Source organism: Paraburkholderia sp. BR10141 (assembly GCF_056155635.1).
This window is the reverse complement of sequence record NZ_JBMIQH010000003.1, coordinates 120,136-136,740: the sequence shown is the minus strand read 5'-3', so window position 1 is coordinate 136,740 and position 16,605 is coordinate 120,136. Positions and strand designations below refer to the sequence as shown.

General features: G+C 64.8%; 16 protein-coding genes. 9 read left to right on the top strand and 7 right to left on the bottom strand.

The window, feature by feature from the left end; all coding sequences use genetic code 11:
* Positions 1–93 precede the first annotated feature (93 nt).
* The 9 genes from ACOJB8_RS05350 to ACOJB8_RS05310 all read left to right on the top strand — a co-directional run bounded on the left by ACOJB8_RS05350 (position 94) and on the right by ACOJB8_RS05310 (position 8,113).
* The gene (locus ACOJB8_RS05350) at positions 94–1,191 is read left to right on the top strand and encodes an ABC transporter substrate-binding protein (RefSeq protein ID WP_342948060.1); all 1,098 of its coding nucleotides are present in this window, start codon (positions 94–96) and stop codon (positions 1,189–1,191) included.
* Positions 1,192–1,196: 5 nt separating this feature from the next.
* A complete protein-coding gene (locus ACOJB8_RS05345) occupies positions 1,197–2,123 on the top strand; it encodes an ABC transporter permease (RefSeq protein ID WP_475011349.1) in 927 nt (308 codons plus the stop codon).
* A complete protein-coding gene (locus ACOJB8_RS05340) occupies positions 2,120–2,962 on the top strand; it encodes an ABC transporter permease (RefSeq protein WP_475011348.1) in 843 nt (280 codons plus the stop codon). The genes ACOJB8_RS05345 and ACOJB8_RS05340 overlap by 4 nt, the downstream gene beginning before the upstream one ends.
* 41 nt (positions 2,963–3,003) lie before the next feature.
* Positions 3,004–4,077 (top strand): ABC transporter ATP-binding protein, encoded by a 1,074-nt coding sequence (locus tag ACOJB8_RS05335; protein ID WP_475011346.1) that lies wholly within the window; start codon positions 3,004–3,006, stop codon positions 4,075–4,077.
* 87 nt (positions 4,078–4,164) lie between these two features.
* Positions 4,165–4,959, top strand: a complete 795-nt coding sequence (locus ACOJB8_RS05330) for a transporter substrate-binding domain-containing protein (protein WP_475011641.1) — start codon at positions 4,165–4,167, stop codon at positions 4,957–4,959.
* A 43-nt stretch (positions 4,960–5,002) separates the two neighbouring features.
* A complete protein-coding gene (locus ACOJB8_RS05325; RefSeq protein WP_475011344.1) occupies positions 5,003–5,761 on the top strand; it encodes an amino acid ABC transporter permease in 759 nt (252 codons plus the stop codon).
* Complete coding sequence (locus ACOJB8_RS05320) at positions 5,761–6,417, top strand: amino acid ABC transporter permease (protein ID WP_069267222.1); 657 nt, start codon at positions 5,761–5,763, stop codon at positions 6,415–6,417. The genes ACOJB8_RS05325 and ACOJB8_RS05320 overlap by 1 nt, the downstream gene beginning before the upstream one ends.
* A gap of 39 nt (positions 6,418–6,456) precedes the next feature.
* On the top strand, positions 6,457–7,182 hold the full coding sequence (locus ACOJB8_RS05315) for an amino acid ABC transporter ATP-binding protein (RefSeq protein WP_321922437.1): 726 nt from the start codon (positions 6,457–6,459) through the stop codon (positions 7,180–7,182).
* A 34-nt stretch (positions 7,183–7,216) separates the two neighbouring features.
* Entirely contained in the window at positions 7,217–8,113 is an 897-nt protein-coding gene (locus tag ACOJB8_RS05310) for a LysR substrate-binding domain-containing protein (protein WP_069267224.1), read from the top strand.
* 25 nt (positions 8,114–8,138) lie between these two features.
* Here the strand turns inward: ACOJB8_RS05310 and ACOJB8_RS05305 are convergent, their stop codons facing one another.
* The 7 genes from ACOJB8_RS05305 to phnA all read right to left on the bottom strand — a co-directional run bounded on the left by ACOJB8_RS05305 (position 8,139) and on the right by phnA (position 16,604).
* A complete protein-coding gene (locus ACOJB8_RS05305; RefSeq protein WP_475011343.1) occupies positions 8,139–9,779 on the bottom strand; it encodes a Na/Pi cotransporter family protein in 1,641 nt (546 codons plus the stop codon).
* A 71-nt stretch (positions 9,780–9,850) separates the two neighbouring features.
* The gene (locus ACOJB8_RS05300; RefSeq protein ID WP_368619674.1) at positions 9,851–10,648 is read right to left on the bottom strand and encodes an ABC transporter permease subunit; all 798 of its coding nucleotides are present in this window, start codon (positions 10,646–10,648) and stop codon (positions 9,851–9,853) included.
* The gene (locus ACOJB8_RS05295; RefSeq protein ID WP_069267227.1) at positions 10,632–11,528 is read right to left on the bottom strand and encodes a 2-aminoethylphosphonate ABC transporter permease subunit; all 897 of its coding nucleotides are present in this window, start codon (positions 11,526–11,528) and stop codon (positions 10,632–10,634) included. Before ACOJB8_RS05295 ends, ACOJB8_RS05300 begins: the two co-directional genes overlap by 17 nt.
* Entirely contained in the window at positions 11,521–12,675 is a 1,155-nt protein-coding gene (locus tag ACOJB8_RS05290; protein WP_475011341.1) for an ABC transporter ATP-binding protein, read from the bottom strand. The genes ACOJB8_RS05295 and ACOJB8_RS05290 overlap by 8 nt, the downstream gene beginning before the upstream one ends.
* Entirely contained in the window at positions 12,675–13,706 is a 1,032-nt protein-coding gene (locus tag ACOJB8_RS05285) for a 2-aminoethylphosphonate ABC transporter substrate-binding protein (protein ID WP_069267228.1), read from the bottom strand. The genes ACOJB8_RS05290 and ACOJB8_RS05285 overlap by 1 nt, the downstream gene beginning before the upstream one ends.
* An 89-nt stretch (positions 13,707–13,795) precedes the next feature.
* Positions 13,796–15,244 (bottom strand): phosphonoacetaldehyde dehydrogenase, encoded by a 1,449-nt coding sequence (phnY, locus tag ACOJB8_RS05280; RefSeq protein WP_475011339.1) that lies wholly within the window; start codon positions 15,242–15,244, stop codon positions 13,796–13,798.
* Positions 15,245–15,332: 88 nt separating this feature from the next.
* A complete protein-coding gene (gene phnA / locus ACOJB8_RS05275) occupies positions 15,333–16,604 on the bottom strand; it encodes a phosphonoacetate hydrolase (protein WP_475011338.1) in 1,272 nt (423 codons plus the stop codon).
* Between the last annotated feature and the right edge of the window lies 1 nt (position 16,605).

Sequence of the window (16,605 nt, the reverse complement as noted above, 5' to 3'; positions counted from 1 at the left end):
ACGTAGAGTCCATTCACGCAGCACGTTCGCGTGATTTTTGGTAATGGCAGCGCGCATTGGGCAGCGCCCATACGGTTCAATCAGGAGATGACCATGCAGGGGATCAAGCTGGGGAGAAGGCAGGCCATTCAGGCAATCGGCACGGCTCTGGCGGCATCGGCCTTGCCCATGCCATTCATCAGTACTGCCAGGGCACAGGAAAAGAGCTATGCGGGCAAGACCCTGCGGCTGCTCACCTGGTCCGACGACACCGGCGCAGCGGCCTTGCGCAACATCGCCGCCACGTTCAGCCAGAAGACCGGCGCGCAGGTCATCGCCGACCGCGCCGATGGCACCTCCGGCATGGTCGCGAAACTCAAGGCGGCCGGCGACCGGCCGACCTACGACGTGATCACGCTTGCCGGGGTCGGCGCCTCCGGTCTCGCCGATGCGGGCCTGCTGATGAAGCCGGATCTGAACAAGCTGCCCAACCTGAAAGACGTCGCGCCGCAATACCGCACGGGCGCCAATGGATTCGGCGTCGGCTACCTGCTGTGGTCGGACGGCCTCGTCTACAACACGTCCACCGTGAAGGCCGCCCCCTCGACGTACGAAGCCCTTTGGGATCCGAAGTATGCGGGACGCCTGTTCCTGCCGCCGCCCGAGTGGGCTGAAGCGGTCGATCTCGCGATCATCGCCGCGAAGATGGCGGGCGGTTCGCAGCAGAACATCGATCCGGGGTTCAAGAAGCTCGCCCAGTTGAAGGACCGCGTGCTGACGCTCGGCGAAAACCCGAACCAGGTCGCCGACCTGTTCCGCACCGGCTCGCTCGACATCGGCGGCATCTATGCACCGGCATTCTTCCCGGAGCAGATCCGCAAGCCCGAGTACAAGATGGCCGTGACCTACGGCATGAAAGAGGGCTTCGCAACCCAGCTGATGTTTACGGTGATTCCGAAGTCGCATCCCGGCGATGTCGATCTCATCCATGCCTTCATCAATCATTCGCTCGATGCCGGCGTGCAGGGCCGCATGGCCGCCGACGTGCTCAACGGTCCGGTGAACTCGCGCGCGGTCATTCCCGCCGAAAGCCGCGCCTTCGTGCCGTCGCCGCAGCAGATCGCCGAGAAGGCCGTGCTCCACGACGACAAGGCGCTCGCCGCGTTGCAGCCTGCGTGGATCAAGCGCTTCACCGAGATCTTTTCCGCGTAAGCGCCATGTCAGCCCTCTCTTCACATCGCGCGGGCACGCCGGCGCAGGCCGGCGAATCGACAGCCCAGCCCGGCACCGCAACGGCGCTGCCGCGCGTGCCGCCGTTGCTGCTGCTCGCGCCGATCCTCGCGTTTCTCGCCGTGCTGATCGCGGCGGCGCTCGCCGTGCTGCGCATGAGCTTTGGTGTGCCAGGCAACGAGTGGCATGCCTTCACGCTGCAGAATTACGTCGACCTCGGGGACGCCTACTTCCTGCGCTCGCTCTGGCTGACCTTGCGGCTGGCTTTCCAGAGCATGATCGTCGCCGTCGTGCTGGCGATTCCCGTGGCACTCGCGATGGCGCGTACGCAGTCGCGCACCGCGCGGCGCCTCCTGCTGGCCGGTGTGCTGCTGCCGCTGCTGGTCAATCTGCTGCTGCAGGGCTACGGGTGGCTCGTGATGCTGGGGCCTGCGGGCCTCGTCAATCACGTGCTCATGGCCACCGGCCTGATCGGGCGTCCGGTGTCGTGGCTGTATCGCGAGAACGGCGTGCTGCTCGGACTGATTCAAACGGCGTTCCCGCTCGCCGTGCTTCCCATCTCGAGCGCGATGCGTGCGGTGTCGCGCTCGTACGAAGAGGCGGCGGCTACCCTCGGCGCAAGCCGCTGGCAGACGCTGCGCCACGTGATGCTGCCGCTGGCGATGCCTGGCATCGTCTCGGGCGCGCTGCTCGTGTTCGCCTATAACGCCAGCGCGTTCGCGGTGCCATTGCTGCTGGGCGGACGCCGCGTGCCGATGCTCGCCGTGCTCGTGCACGATCAGGTCGCGCCGTTGCTGAACTGGCCGGCCGCGTCTGCCTCGGGTGTCGTTCTGATGGCCGCGACGCTTGCGGTGATGGCCATCTCGCAACGACTGGTGCGCAACCTGCAACGCCACGCGGAGTCCCGCTCATGAATGCCTTGCGTATTCCCCTGACGATGCCCGGCCGCCTCAGCCGCCTGACCGGATGGTTCGCGACGATCGTGCTCTTTCTCGCCGCGCTGCCGATTCTGACGATGATCACGATGTCGTTCGGCAATTCGGACACGCTCGAATTTCCGCCACAGAGCTTCGGCCTGCACTGGTATCGGGCCGCATGGCACACGTTCGTGTCGCCCGATGCGAGCGACGTGCTGTCCATGGGCACGGCGCTCACGACGAGCCTCATCGTCGCGGTCTCGACGATGTTCATCGCCGCCGCCGTTTCCGTGCCCGCTGCCTACGCGCTCTCGCGCTACCGCTTTCGCGGCAAGGCCGTGATCGAGCAACTGGTCGCGCTGCCGCTCGTCTATCCGCTCGTGATGCTGGGGCTTTCGCTGCTGCTCGTCTTCAATGTCCTGCCGGTGGAACTGGGCATGGGGCGGCTCGTCATTGCGCACGTCATCCTGGCGCTGCCGTTCACGGTGAAGAACTGCGCGGCATCGGTTGCGTCGATCGGACCGGAGTTCGAGGAAGCCGCCTGCGTGATGGGTGCGAGCCCGCGGCGTGCGCTCGTCGACGTCGTGCTGCCGCTCATGCGTCCCGGCATTCTCGCGGGCATGCTCTTCGCATTCATCATTTCGTTTAACGAATTCACGGTGACGTTCTTCCTCTACGGCATCAACACGATGACGCTGCCTGTCTGGCTCTACAGCCGCACCGTTTCGTCGCTCGACCCAACCGTGTTTTCGTTCGCGGTCTTCATCGTGCTGATCGACTTCGCCTTGATCTGGCTGCTCGAAAAGCTCGTCGGCGACGAAGGCGTGGCGCTCTGATCGCCGCCCCTCACGCGGTCCCCGGGCACAAAGGAACTCTCATGACTCATCTGTCTTTGCAGGCCATCACCAAGCGCTTTCACAACGCGTTCGCGGTCGACCACGTCGATCTCAACGTTCCGGACGACAAGCTGGTGTGTTTTCTCGGGCCTTCGGGCTGCGGCAAGACAACCCTGCTGCGTATCATCGCGGGCCTGGAGACGCCGACTTCCGGATCGGTGATATTCGCGGGGCGCGACCTCACGCAGGTGCCGGCCAACCGGCGCGACTTTGGCATGGTGTTTCAGTCGCTCGCGCTGTTCCCGCATATGACCGTTGCCGCCAATGTCGCCTATCCGCTGCGTTTGCGTGGCGTGGACAAGCGCGCACAAGCGAAGCGCGTGGCCGAACTGCTCGACCTGATCCAGCTTCCGCACATGGCGAACCGGCCCGTTACGCAGCTTTCCGGCGGGCAGCGCCAGCGCGTGGCGATTGCGCGTGCGATTGCCTCGTCGCCGAAACTGCTGCTGCTCGACGAGCCGCTTTCGGCGCTCGATGCGAAGCTGCGTGAAGCGATGCAGGTCGAGATTCGCCTGCTGCAACAGCGGCTTGGCATCACGACGATCATGGTCACGCATGACCAGCGCGAAGCGATGACGATGGCCGACGAGATCGTCGTGATGCAGAAAGGGCGCATCGCCCAGGTCGGCAGGCCGCTCGACATCTACCGCGATCCCGTGAATGAATTCGTGGCGGACTTCATCGGCCTCGGCAACATCTTGCCCGTGACGCTCGAAGCCGACGCCGGCATCGCGCTGCCGGGCGGCCAGCGGATCGCCGTCAATGCCGCGATGCGCGCGCCGGAGCGCTCGGGCGACATCCGCCTGCTGATTCGTCCGGAAGACGTGTGTGTGCGGCCGATGACTGCGAATCCCGGTCCGAACGTCGTGGCCGGCAAGGTGACGTTTGTTCGCGACGTGGGCGCGCAGATCGAAGCGACGATCGATTGCGACGGCTTCACGCTCACTGCCGCTACCACCCCCCGCGAGACGCCGGACCTCGAAGTGGGGCGACCCGTGCTCGCCGAGATGCCGGCCCACGCGTGCAGGCTGATTCCGGCGCATACCGCGCACTGAAATTTCGCGTCGAAATTTTTTACCCCCCAAAGAAGCAGTTGGAAGGAGACATCCGTCATGAACACCACTCACGTCACCACGAACCCCATGCAGCGCCTCGCGGCTCGCACCATCGCAGCCTTCGCGCTTGCCGGCATGGCCGGCCTCAGCGCGTTCGCGCCGCTCGCGCATGCGGACGCGCTCGACACGATTGCGAAATCGGGCGTCGTGCGTGTCGGCGTATTCGAGGACTATCCGCCGTTTGGATCGATCGGACCCGACATGAAGCCGCAGGGCTACGACATCGACGTGGCCAATCTGATCGGCAAGGCCCTGAATGCGAAGGTCGAACTCGTGCAAGTGACGGGCGACAACCGCATGGCCTATCTGGCGGATCACAAGGCGGACATACTGCTTTCAGTTGGCCAGACGCCCGAGCGCGCGAAGGTCATCGACTTCTCGCAGCCGTATGCGCCGTACTATCTCGCGGTATTCGGGCCGAAATCGCTGGCGGTGAAGAATGCCGGCGATCTGGCCGGCAAGACGGTCGCCGTCGCGCGCGGCACGCTCGAAGATCTGAGCGTGTCCAAGGTGGCGCCGCCTTCCGCGGTCATCAAGCGCTTTGACGACCCGAACGGCGCGATTTCCGCATTCCTCTCCGGTCAGGCCCAACTGCTCGTGGTTGGCAATGACGTTGGCGCGACCATCATGGCCCGTCATCCCGCCAACGATCCGGAGCAGAAGTTCTCCTTGTTCAGCTCGCCAGACCACGTTGGCCTGAACAAGAACGAGCCGCGCCTGAAGCAGAAGGTCGACGACGCCATCGCGGCCGCAAAGAAGGACGGCTCGATGAACGCCATCTCGCTCAAATGGCTGCGTGCTCCATTGCCGGCCAGTCTTTGATGCGCTCCGGCTCCCGCTTACCTGAACGACAGACGGCGCAGCGATGACTTACACATTCGACTTTAGTGACTTCGGTCTTTACGCGGGTATGCTCGCGCGCGGCGTGGAAGTGACGCTAGGCCTGACGGCGGTCTCGACCGTGTTGGGCGGCCTGCTCGGCATTGCCGGCGCGAGCCTTGCCGTTGCGGGCCCGAGGTGGGTGCGCGCGCTGGTTGCGTCCTACGTCGAGCTGATTCGCAATACGCCTTTTCTCGTGCAGCTTTTCTTCGTGTTTTTCGGGCTGCCGGGGCTGGGCGTGCAGATCAACGAGATGCAGGCAGCGATATTGGCGATGACCGTGAATCTGGGGGCCTATGCGACCGAGATCGTGCGCGCCGGCATCGACTCGGTCCCTCGCGGCCAGCGCCAGGCGGCCATGGCGCTCGGCTTGCAGGGGCGGCAGGTTTTCCGCCATGTCGTGCTGCCCCAGGCGCTCGCCAACGTCTTCCCGGCGCTGCTGGGCCAGGTGCTGATCGTGATGCTCGGCTCGGCCGTCGTCTCGCAGATTTCCGTGCCCGACCTGACGTACGCAGCCAACTTCATCCAGTCGCGCAACTTCCGCTCGTTCGAGAGCTACGTGATCGTCACGGTGATCTATCTCCTGCTGTCGATCGTGCTGCGGCTGCTCATCAACCGGCTCGGCAAGGGCCTCTTCGCCGGACGCACGGCACGCGGCGCCGGCGCCACGCGCACAACCCTGCGCGCGTGGTTTTCCGGTCGCGCCCGCATGGCGGCGTCCGGTCTTTCGAAGGAGCGTCCGTAATGGTCGAGTTCACTCTCTGGGACATCGCGCGCAATCTGCTGCTGGCCGCGCGCTGGACCGTCCTGCTCTCGCTTTGTGCGTTCGTTGGAGGCGGCATCGCGGGCCTCGTGCTGCTGGCGATGCGCGTGTCGCCGTTGGCCTGGCTGCGTCGCATCGCCGTGCTGTACGTCGAACTGTTCCAGGGCACGCCACTGCTGATGCAGCTCTTTCTCGCGTTCTTCGGGCTGCCGCTCGTGGGAATCGAAGTGTCGCCGTGGCTCGCCGCAACGGTGACGCTCACGCTCTACACGAGCGCCTACCTGGCCGACATCTGGCGCGGCTGCGTCGAAGCCGTGCCACGAGGGCAGTGGAGCGCCGCGGCCAGCCTCGGCATGACATGGCCTCAGCAACTGCGTTACGTCGTCTGGCCGCAGGCATGGAAGATCGCCGTGCCGCCCACGGTCGGCTTTCTCGTGCAGGTGGTGAAGAGTACGGCGCTCACCTCGATCATCGGCCTGACCGAGCTGACCAAGACCGGGACCATGATCACGAACGCCGTGTTTCGTCCGTTCCCGATCTACGCGATGGTCGCGCTGCTGTACTTCGCGATGTGCTTTCCGCTCACGTGGTACGCACGTGTGCTCGAAGGCCGCCACCAGCGTGCCCGTCACCGCTGAACGCATGAACTTCAACGCTTTTCAGAAGCAGGTTTCCACATGATTACCATTAGCAACGTATCGAAGTGGTACGGTCAGTTCCAGGTGCTCACTGACTGCACGACGGAAGTGAAAAAAGGTGAAGTCGTCGTGGTATGCGGGCCGTCGGGCTCGGGAAAATCGACGCTCATCAAGACGGTCAACGGCCTCGAACCGTTTCAGAACGGCGAGATCAGGATCAACGGCGAGTCGGTCGGCGACAGGAAGACCAATCTGTCGAAGCTGCGCTCGAAAGTGGGCATGGTTTTTCAGCATTTCGAACTCTTCCCGCATATGTCGATTACCGAAAACCTCACGCTCGCACAGGTGAAGGTGCTTGGCCGGCACAAGGACGAGGCCGCGCAAAAGGCCCTGGGGCTGCTGCATCGCGTGGGCTTGCGCGCTCACGCGGACAAGTTTCCTGCCCAGCTCTCCGGCGGTCAGCAGCAGCGTGTCGCAATCGCCCGCGCGTTGTCGATGGACCCGATTGCGATGCTGTTCGACGAGCCAACCTCGGCACTCGATCCGGAGATGATCAACGAGGTGCTGGACGTGATGGTCGAACTCGCCCAGGAAGGCATGACGATGATGTGCGTCACGCACGAGATGGGCTTCGCGAAGAAGGTGGCGAATCGCGTGATCTTCATGGACCAGGGGTGTATCGTCGAAGACGATCTCAAGGAGGCGTTCTTTGCGCAGCCGAAGTCCAGTCGCGCGAAGGACTTCCTTTCAAAGATCCTTCACTAGCCTGCTTCCGTCAAACCGGAAACGCGAATCCCCCATGCGACGCCTTCCTCCACTCAACGCACTGCAGGTATTCGAAGTGGTCGCGCGCCACCGCAGCTTCACGTGTGCTGCAGAACACCTGTGTCTCACGCAGGGCGCGGTGAGCCGACAGATCCTCTCGCTGGAGGACTACTACAAGTTTTCGCTTTTCATCAGAGGAAAGAAGGGGCTCACGCTGACGACCGAAGGCGAGATGCTGCTGCCCGTCGTGAGGGAGGGCCTCGCGCGCATCGAGGAGACGTCGGCGCGCTTGACGCGGCAGCGCACCGATCTCGCCATGAAGGTGCCGACCTGCATCATGCGCTGGATGTTGCCAAGAATCATGCGGTTTCAGGGCGAGCACCCAGACTTGCTGGTGCAGATTACGGCAACCTGGCAGCATGACGTCGACTTCCAGGCCGAGCCGTTCGACGCCGCGATCATCTACGGTTCGTCCCCAGGCGCCGATGTTCACGCGGTGCCGCTCTTCGACGAGCAGATCACGCCGGTATGCGCGCCGGAACTGCTGAACAGCAAGCCGCTCGCACAGTTCGACGATCTCTCGCAATTTACGCTGCTGCATCCGACGCGAGACCATCGTGACTGGAGACAGTGGCTCGATCAGGTTGGTGCGACCCAGGTGGACGCAAACATGGGTCCGAGTTTCGAAACGCTCGATCTGGCCACAAACGCGGCCATGCAAGGCTTCGGCATTGCGATCGGCGACCGCACGCTGGTCGACGACGACCTCGTGGCGAAGCGGCTTGTCATGCCGTTCGACACGGTAATCGAAACGGGCGCGCGCTATTACTTTGTCTATCCCGAGTGCGTGGCACATCAGCCGAAAGTGAAGCTCTTCAGCGAGTGGATGGCACGCAATCACCAACGACAACCGGCGATTGCGCCGGTATAGCAACCGCCAGGCGAGCGGCGCCCCCTCAAACCTGCGCCGCCGCTTCATCCGCTTTGTCGCGTTCCAGCAAAGGATAAGCGAGCGCGCAAATATGTGACTGGATGCGCACGAGATCGCGCAGCACGTCGAGATGCAGCGAACTCGAGGCCAGGCTGTCCGGCTGGCCGTCGCGCAACCGTTCGAGGTGGCGTTCGCGCGCCGATCGTTCGAGTTGCCTCAGGGCCTGCTTGTCGGCGATGAGCTGCGCGGCGGTTTGTGTGCGCCCCGACACGAGCAGGGCCTGGGCGCGGCGAAAGCTGTCGATCACCGAGTCATGCAGCATGCGCAGCTCTTCGGTGCCTTCCGCCGAAAAGCTCAGCTGCATCTTGATCTTCTTCTGTGCGATCTCGAGCAGATTCTTGTCGATGATGTCGCCGATATGCTCGAGATTGATCACGGCGGTCATGATGTCCGATGCCCAGCGCCGGTCCTCTTCGCTGAGCGACTCGCGGGTCAGTTCGGTGACGTAGCGCTTGATCGCGTCGTGGAGCACGTCCACGGTGTCGTCACGGCTCGCGACATCGCTCACTGCGCGGCGGTCATTGGCAAGCAGCACCGGCACGCTCTCGCGCAGCATCGCCTCGACGATCTCGCTCATTCTGATCACTTCGCGCGCCGCGCACGCCAGCGCCAGCGGCGGAGACTGCAAGGCGCTTTCGTCGAGGTAGCGCGGCGAGCACGTATCGTCGCCCGCAGCGGGCGAGGGCATGATGCGCTCCAGCAGACGCGCTACCGGATCGAGCAGTCCGATGAACACGACCGCGATGGCGACGTTCAGGCCAGTGTGAAAATCGGCGATCGTGCGGCTGGCGTCGCCGGGCAGCGTGTCGAGCAGGCGCGCGAGCGGCGAGCACACGGCGAGCAGCAGCACGCACACGCCGCCGCGCAGCAGCAGGTTGCCGGCGGGCAGCCTGCGGCGGCTGAGATCGTGCCCCTTCGCCGCCTCGAAGTACGGATTGAGCGCGCTCCCGACGTTCGCGCCGAGCACCATGGCGATCGCGATGTCCAGAGGCACGGTATGCAGCTTCGCGAGCGACATCACGAACAACACGACCGGAATGCTCGAATGCGCGGCCCACGTGAGCACGCACGCCAGCGCGGCGTTGAGCACGGGCTCGCCGGACAGCGCGCCGAGTACCGTACGCAGCGCGGGCGCGGTTTCCGCGGGCTGCACCGTCGAGACGAGCAGCGTGAGCGCGAGCAGCATGAGTCCGAGCCCGATCGATGCCCGGCCGATATCGCGGTTGCGCGAGCCCTTGCCCCTTTCGAACAAAGCCATGCCGATGAGCAGGCACGCGGGCGAAATCCAGCTGAGGTCGAGCGAGAACGCCTGCACGATGAGCGTCGAGCCCACGTTCGCGCCGAGCATCACGGCGAGTCCCGTCACCGCTCCCATCAGGCCGCGCGCCGCGAAGGACGACGCGATCATGCCAGTTGCCGTACTGCTCTGCAGCGCGCCGGTGATCGCGAGTCCTGCACAGAATGCATTGAAGCGGTTGCCGAGGCTGCGCGCCATGAAGCGCCGCAGCGAGGCGCCGAACGCGCGCATGAGCCCGGACTCGACCATGTGCAGGCCCCACGTGAGCAGGGCGACACCGCCCGCGAGATGAAGCACGATCAGGATCATCCGGCGCCTCCTTTGTGTTGTTTTCGGCTACACGGCCTGCACGCCTGCCTCGATTGCCTCCTCGAGTATCATCAGCGCACCGCCGCTTTGGTCGAGACGCGCGAGAGCGCGAGCAGCACGAGCAGCGTGCCGCCTCCCAGCACCATCGTGAGGGTCGACGCATCGAAGATCGCACCACGGTCGGACAGCGCGAAGATGCCCACGGGCAGCGTGACCCAGCCAGGTGGATAGATCATCAGCGTCGCTCCCAGTTCGCCCATCGACAACGCGAAGCTCAGGCTGAACGACGCGAGCAGATACGGTGCGATGAGCGGCAGTGTCACGCGGGTCAGCTGGTAGAACGGCCGCGCGCCGAGGCTTTCGGCGACCTCGCCGTACTCCGGCGCCAGTCGCGCGAGCCCCGCCGACACATTGCCGTACGTGAACGCCGAAATCAGCAGGAAATGGGCGAGAAACACGATCGACGCCGTGCCGTTGAGCAGGACGGGCGGCTGGCTGAACGCGACGAGCAATCCAAGCCCGATGGAAACCGACGGCACCGCGCTCGGCACGAAGAAGACGACGTCGAGCACGCGTCTCGGCATCCCCTTCATACCGCGCAACGCGAGTGCCGCCCATGTGCCGCTCACGAGTGCCGCCGCACTGGCGAGCGCCCCGGTGAGCACGCTCACGCGCAACTGGTCGGCCGAATCCGTGTGGAACACCCGCGCGTAGTGCGCGAGCGTCAGGTGGCTCGGCAGAATGCCGTTCCACTGTCCGCTCACGCTGGCGAGCGCGATCATCGCGACCGGCAATCCATAGATCGCGGCGAATAGCAGCGCCGTCGCACTCCAGGTCGACACCTTTGCCCATTTAGCCCAAAGCAGCACGGCGACCTCCGCAAAGTGACACGACTGTCCGGTAGCAGGCGTAGAGCCCGAGCGACAGCGCGATATTGATGACGGCGATCACGCAGGCCGTGGTGTAGTCGAACTCCTGAATCGCCTTGCCGTAGATGAGCAGCGGCAGGGTGATCACGTCTTTCGCGCCGATGAACAGCACGATGCCGAACTCGTTGACGGTCAGCAGCAGGCAGAGGCTGCCGCCGGCGAGCAGCGCGGGCAACGCGGCGGGCAGGATGATCTGCCGGATGATGCGCAGCGGCTTCGCGCCGAGACTGCTCGCCACTTCGATCTGCGCGTTGTCGATCTGCGAGAAGCAGGCAAGCAGCGGGCGCATGATGAACGGCGTATAGACCGTCACCTCGGAGAGCACGACGCCCCACTGCGTGTACAGGAAGTCGACGGGCGGCAGGTTCAGGTGGAAGAACGTCATCAACGACTGGTTCAACAGACCCGCCGAGCCGTACACGAACGTGAAGGCGAGCGCGACGAGAAAGGTTGGCAGTGCGATGAACGTATCGATCAGCCGACCGACGAAGCGCGCGCCGGGAAACGGCACGAATGCGATCACGAGCGAGAACACGAAGCCCAGCACGAGGCAGCCCACCGACGCGCTGACCGCGATGGCGATCGTGTGATAAAGCCCGCTCAGGAACTGTCGCGAATGCAGCACGGCGGCGAAGTTCGCGAGCGTGAGCGTGTGAGTGCTGGAGTCGGCCCCGCCGCCCAGGGCCTGCAGCGCGATGAGGCCGAACGGGTAGAAGAAGATTGCCGCCAGCACTACGAGCGGCGGCGCGATCCAGAGGCCGCGCCAGCTGGCCGGGGAGCGGCCGGCCGGCGCGGGCGGCGCAATGACGAGATCAGCCATGGCCTTCGACCTCCGGTACGAGCGTGACGTCCGCGGCGTCGAAGTGAACGGACATCGCCGTGCCGGGCTCCGGCGGGCTTTCGAGCGGCGCACGCGTAAGACGTAGCGCTTCGCCGCCGACATCGAGCACGACGCTGTGCAGTTCACCAAGCCATTGCACGCTCTGCACGACGCCCGTCACGCGATTGGACGCTTCCGTGCGCGGCCTGAAGTGCAGATCGTGCGGCCGCACGCATACGTAACACGCGCTGGCGGCGGGCAGGCCGTGATGATTGCGCCCGACGATCGAAAAATCCCCGCAGCGCACCCGCGCGTAGCCGTCGATCGTGGGCACCAGCTGCTGCGCCGGCAACACGTTCGCACGCCCGAGGAATTCCGCCGCAAAACGGTTCGGCGGATGCCGGTAGAGCCCCTGGGTCTCGCCGTGGGCCACCAGCTTGCCGTCGCGCATGATGCCGATGTGGTTCGCGAGTGTGAGCGCCTCGGTCTGATCGTGCGTCACATAAAGCACGGTCAGCGAGGGCAGGCTGCGATGCAGCTTCGCCAGCTCGTCGAGCATCGAGCGCCGGATCTGCGCGTCGAGCGCGGAGAGTGGCTCGTCGAGCAGCAGCACCTGGGGCTGGATCGCGAGCGCACGCGCGATTGCCACGCGCTGCTGCTGGCCGCCGGAGAGCTCGCGCGGATAGCGCTTCGCATACTTCGACATGCCGACGAGGCCGAGGCACTCGGGCACCCGCGTGCGGATCGCGTCCGCGTCGGTGCCGCGTGCACGCAGGCCAAAGGCGACGTTGTCTTCCACGCGCATGTGCGGAAACAGCGCGTAGTTCTGCACGACCATGCCGATGTTGCGTGCATACGGTGGCAAACGCGTGACGTCGCGCGCGCCGATCACGATGCGTCCCGCGCTCGGCTGCACGAAGCCCGCGACGGCCCGCAGCGCGGTCGTCTTGCCGGAGCCCGAGGGGCCGATGAGCGCGACGATCTCGCCGGGCTTCACGGTGAGCGTGAGCGAGTCGAGAATAGTCTGGCCGCCGTACGTCACCGAGACATTCTCGAAGCCGATTCCGCTGGCGCCGTGCGCGACCGCCGCCGGCACCGCGGGGGCCTGCGGCGCAGGCCCGCGTTCCATGGTGAAGGTATTGGCCATTAGTTGCTCGAGATCGCCTGGTTGTAAGTTGCCACGTCGGACTTCAGGTCGTGCATGACCTGGTTCCAGTCGGGCTCCCAGATTTCGACGCCCTGCAGCATCGCGCTGAGCGTCTTGAAGTTGGCGTCGGTGGGATGCACGTCGGTGCGCACGGGCATGCCATAGGCGGACTTGCTCACGTCCTGCTGGGCCTCGGCGCTCAGCAGGAAGTCGATCAGCTTCTTGCCGTTGTCCGTATGCGGCGCGCCGGCGACGAGACCGATGTAGTAGGGCAGCGAGAACGTGGCGCGGCGCCCGCTCGGGCCGGCGGGGAAGAAGACCGAAATGTTCGGGTTGTCGCGCATCTGCGAGAGGTTCATCTGCAGATCGCCATTGGCGACGTAGAGTTCGCCCTTGTTCACGAGCGCCGTGAGCTTGCCCGTGGACGCCGACGGCCCGAGGTTGTTCACCTGGAGCTTGCGCAGATACGCGAAGCCGCCGTCCTTGCCGTCGAACGCGTGGAAGGTCTGCAACATCAGCGCGGTACCGTCACCGGCCTGGCCCGGCGTCGAGTACTGCACCTTCTGCTTGAACTGCGGAGCGAGCAGGTCCGTATAGGCCTTGGGCGCACTCTTGAGCACTGCGGAGTTGTAGATGAACGTGGGGTAGTTGTCGACCATGGCGACGTACAGCCCCCTGGCATCCTTGTCGCGCGCGGCGATCTTGTCGGCGCCAGCCGGAGAGTAGGGTTGCAGCAGGCCGTCGGCCGCGGCCTTCTGCATGAACGGCGGCAACGTCACGAGCACGTCGGCCTGAATATTCGACTTCTCCTTGCCGAGACGATCCACCACACCGCTCGACCCGGCCTCGATATATTGCACCTTGATGCCCGTTGCCTTCGTGAAGGCTTCGAACTGGTTGCCGAACCAGCTGGGCGTGCCGTCGTGAAGACCGTCCGCGCTGTAGAGGGTCACGACGCCGGATTGTGCATGCACGGAGCCCGCTGCGAAGGCGAAGGCACAGGTCACCGCGGCGATCAGTTGAGTTTTCATATTCAACCTTCCTTGAGTTCGGATGCTGAAAAAAACCTCGTAGGGCCGCGCGCTGGCGGCTTGCATCGCAATCCTGCCGGATGCTGCAGTCACTCCCAGGGCATGGACCAGGTCCTGACGTTGGTGTAGCTCTTCATCGCCTCGACCATGCCTTCCTTGTAGCCGTTGCCGGAGTCCTTGATGCCGCCGAACGGCGACATTTCGGTGCGAAAACCCGGCACTTCCCAGACGTTCACGGTGCCGACCTCCAGCTCGTTGACGAACTTCGTGGTGTAGTCGAGGCGGTTCGTGCAGACGCCCGAGGAGAGGCCGTAGGCGGTCGAGTTCGAGATGCGGATGACGTCTTCGATCTGGTTGGGAACCCGAATGATCGGGATGACCGGGCCGAAGGTCTCCTCGCGCACGAGTTCGCAGTCGTAAGGCACGTGATCGACGACGGTGGGGGCGTAGAGCGCGCCCTGGCGGGGGGCGCCGTAGAGCACGCGTGCACCGTGCGCTTCGGCGTCGGCCACGCGGCGCTCGAACAGTTGCGCGGCCGCTTCGTTGATGACCGTCCCCACGTCGACACTGGGGTCCATCGGGTCGCCGCACTTGAGCTTCTTCGCGTGCACGAGCACTCGCTCGACGAAGGCATCCGCCACGCTTTCCACCACGAGAATGCGCTTGACCGCCGTGCAGCGCTGGCCGGAATTCCTGGTCGCGCCCGTCACCGCAAGCAGCGCGGCGCGGTCGAGGTCGGCGTCTTCCATGACGATGAGCGGGTCGTTGCCGCCCAGTTCCAGCACGGTCCGGCGGTAGCCCGCGTGCTGTGCGATGTACTTGCCTACGCGTACCGAGCCGGTGAACGTGACCAGGTCGCAATGCGGGTCCGTGATCATGCTGTCACCCATCGTGCGAGGATTGCCGGTGACGACGCTCAGCATCTCGGGCGGCAGGCCCGCTTCGTAGAGCACGTCGGCGAGCGCGAGCGCGGTGAGCGGCGTGAGTTCGGTGGGCTTGAGCACCACCCGGTTGTTCGTTGCGATGGCCGGCGCGAGCTTGTGGCTCACCATGTTCAGCGGATGGTTGAACGGCGTAATGGCGGAAATCACGCCGAGCAGCGGCAGACGCGTCGTGAAGATCTTGCGGTTCTTTCCGTTCGGGCTGATGTCGCACGAGTAGACTTCACCATCGTCCTTGATCGTGAGTTGCGCGGCAAACGACCAGACATCGTAGGCGCGGCTTGCTTCGTAGAGCGAATCTTTCCAGCACAGACCCGACTCCGCGGTGATGAGGCGCGCGAAGTCCTCCTTGCGGTCGCGCAGCGCTTCGGCGGTCGTCTGGAGGATGCGCTGCCGCTCGAAGCGCGTGAGGTGCGGGCGCGCGGCGTGCGCTTTGGCGAACGCTTCCTGCACGTGTTCGGGACGGCCCGCGGGCACGGTGCCGACCACTTCGTTCGTGTAGGGGTTGAAGACTTCGATCACTTCGTCGGTCGAGACCTGCCGGCCGGCGATGCGCATGGACTCCTGCTTGAATGCGGGTTTGGTCATGACGTTCATCGCATACCTCGTTCTATGATCCGGTTGGGCGCGCCCCCCTCGCGAATGCGAGCGGCGGCGTGCGGGGGCCTTCGTGTTGATACGTGTGTCAAGCGGCGGCGGCTTGTGCGACGTGGTTCAGCGCGACATCGAAGATGTCGAAATTGCGCAGCGCGCGGCCCTGCGGCCAGTCGGTCTTGCGGTTGACAATGAGCGGCACGTCCTGCTCAGAGATCCCGCCATGCGAGCGCAACGGCTCGGTCAGGCCGGAAAAGTCGTGGCGCGCGGCGCTCGTGCCGAACACCTTGGCGCGCGTGCCGACCACGACAATGTCGCCGATCCGGTCGGGCGGCAGCTCGAAGCGCTCGCATGCGGCATCGCTCGTCAGGGCGAGTTCCACGCCCTCGGTGTTGCGCAGCTTGTCGAGGAGCGTGGCCGCGCCTGCCGTGTCGGTGCCCTCGGGCAGGTAGACGGTGGCGAACGAGCCGAGCGCGCCGTGGTGCGCGACGTAGGGATCGGTGATCGGCAGGATCACGCGCGCGCGACCCTTCCCGGTCCACTCGTCGAACAGATCCTGGAGGTAGAGCACGTCCGGCTCCCCATTCGCGCGGTGCTTGTCGTTCATGCCGTGGTCCGCCGTGATCGCGAGTAGGCAGCCTGCGGCGTCGAGTTCGCCCACGTAGCGGTCGAACATTGCGTAGAAGTCGTTGGCTTTCGGCGCTCCAGGTGCTGCCTTGTGCTGCACGTAGTCGGTCGTCGAGAGATACATCAGGTCGGGGCGAAACGTATCGAGAAGCTTCACGCCGGCGGCGAACACGAACTCGGAGAGATCGGCGGAGTATACGTCGGGCAGCGGCTTGCCAACGAACGCGAGCACATCGCCGAGACCGTTCTGCTCGCGTGTCGCGTGATCGGCTTTTTCGGCCGAGAACGCGATGGCGCGGCCGCTCGCGAAGTCGAGCCCCTTGCCGAGCAGCGTGCGCAGTTTGTCCTTCGCGGTGACGACCGCCACCTTCGCGCCGGCGTCGTGGAACGCCGCGAAGATCGTGGGTGCGCGCAGGAAACGCGCGTCGTTCATCATCACTTCTTCGCCGCTCGCACGGTCGTAGAAGTAGTTGCCCGCAATACCATGCACTTTAGGTGGGCGGCCCGTGAGGATCGAGAGATTGTTCGGGTTGGTGAAGCTCGGAATCACGCACTGCGCAATGCGGCTCGTGCCGGTGCGCAGCAGCTTGGCCAGATGCGGCGCGCGGCCTGCCTTGATGGCCTCCTCGATATACGCCGGCTCGGAACCGTCGAGGCAGATCACCACGACGGGCGCGGCGGGAAAGCGGTATTCGCGACCGTTCACGGCCACTGCGGTGTCATTCAGCGTGCTCATT

What these genes read in the sequence shown, in the direction of transcription:
- ACOJB8_RS05285 (WP_069267228.1), bottom strand. Translation starts at nt 13,706, where the DNA reads ATGAAAACTCAACTGATCGCCGCGGTGACCTGTGCCTTCGCCTTCGCA.
- ACOJB8_RS05330 (WP_475011641.1), top strand. Translation starts at nt 4,165, where the DNA reads ATGCAGCGCCTCGCGGCTCGCACCATCGCAGCCTTCGCGCTTGCCGGC.
- phnY (WP_475011339.1), bottom strand. Translation starts at nt 15,244, where the DNA reads ATGAACGTCATGACCAAACCCGCATTCAAGCAGGAGTCCATGCGCATC.
- ACOJB8_RS05320 (WP_069267222.1), top strand. Translation starts at nt 5,761, where the DNA reads ATGGTCGAGTTCACTCTCTGGGACATCGCGCGCAATCTGCTGCTGGCC.
- ACOJB8_RS05290 (WP_475011341.1), bottom strand. Translation starts at nt 12,675, where the DNA reads ATGGCCAATACCTTCACCATGGAACGCGGGCCTGCGCCGCAGGCCCCC.
- ACOJB8_RS05340 (WP_475011348.1), top strand. Translation starts at nt 2,120, where the DNA reads ATGAATGCCTTGCGTATTCCCCTGACGATGCCCGGCCGCCTCAGCCGC.
- ACOJB8_RS05335 (WP_475011346.1), top strand. Translation starts at nt 3,004, where the DNA reads ATGACTCATCTGTCTTTGCAGGCCATCACCAAGCGCTTTCACAACGCG.
- ACOJB8_RS05345 (WP_475011349.1), top strand. Translation starts at nt 1,197, where the DNA reads ATGTCAGCCCTCTCTTCACATCGCGCGGGCACGCCGGCGCAGGCCGGC.
- ACOJB8_RS05295 (WP_069267227.1), bottom strand. Translation starts at nt 11,528, where the DNA reads ATGGCTGATCTCGTCATTGCGCCGCCCGCGCCGGCCGGCCGCTCCCCG.
- ACOJB8_RS05310 (WP_069267224.1), top strand. Translation starts at nt 7,217, where the DNA reads ATGCGACGCCTTCCTCCACTCAACGCACTGCAGGTATTCGAAGTGGTC.
- phnA (WP_475011338.1), bottom strand. Translation starts at nt 16,604, where the DNA reads ATGAGCACGCTGAATGACACCGCAGTGGCCGTGAACGGTCGCGAATAC.
- ACOJB8_RS05325 (WP_475011344.1), top strand. Translation starts at nt 5,003, where the DNA reads ATGACTTACACATTCGACTTTAGTGACTTCGGTCTTTACGCGGGTATG.
- ACOJB8_RS05315 (WP_321922437.1), top strand. Translation starts at nt 6,457, where the DNA reads ATGATTACCATTAGCAACGTATCGAAGTGGTACGGTCAGTTCCAGGTG.
- ACOJB8_RS05350 (WP_342948060.1), top strand. Translation starts at nt 94, where the DNA reads ATGCAGGGGATCAAGCTGGGGAGAAGGCAGGCCATTCAGGCAATCGGC.
- ACOJB8_RS05305 (WP_475011343.1), bottom strand. Translation starts at nt 9,779, where the DNA reads ATGATCCTGATCGTGCTTCATCTCGCGGGCGGTGTCGCCCTGCTCACG.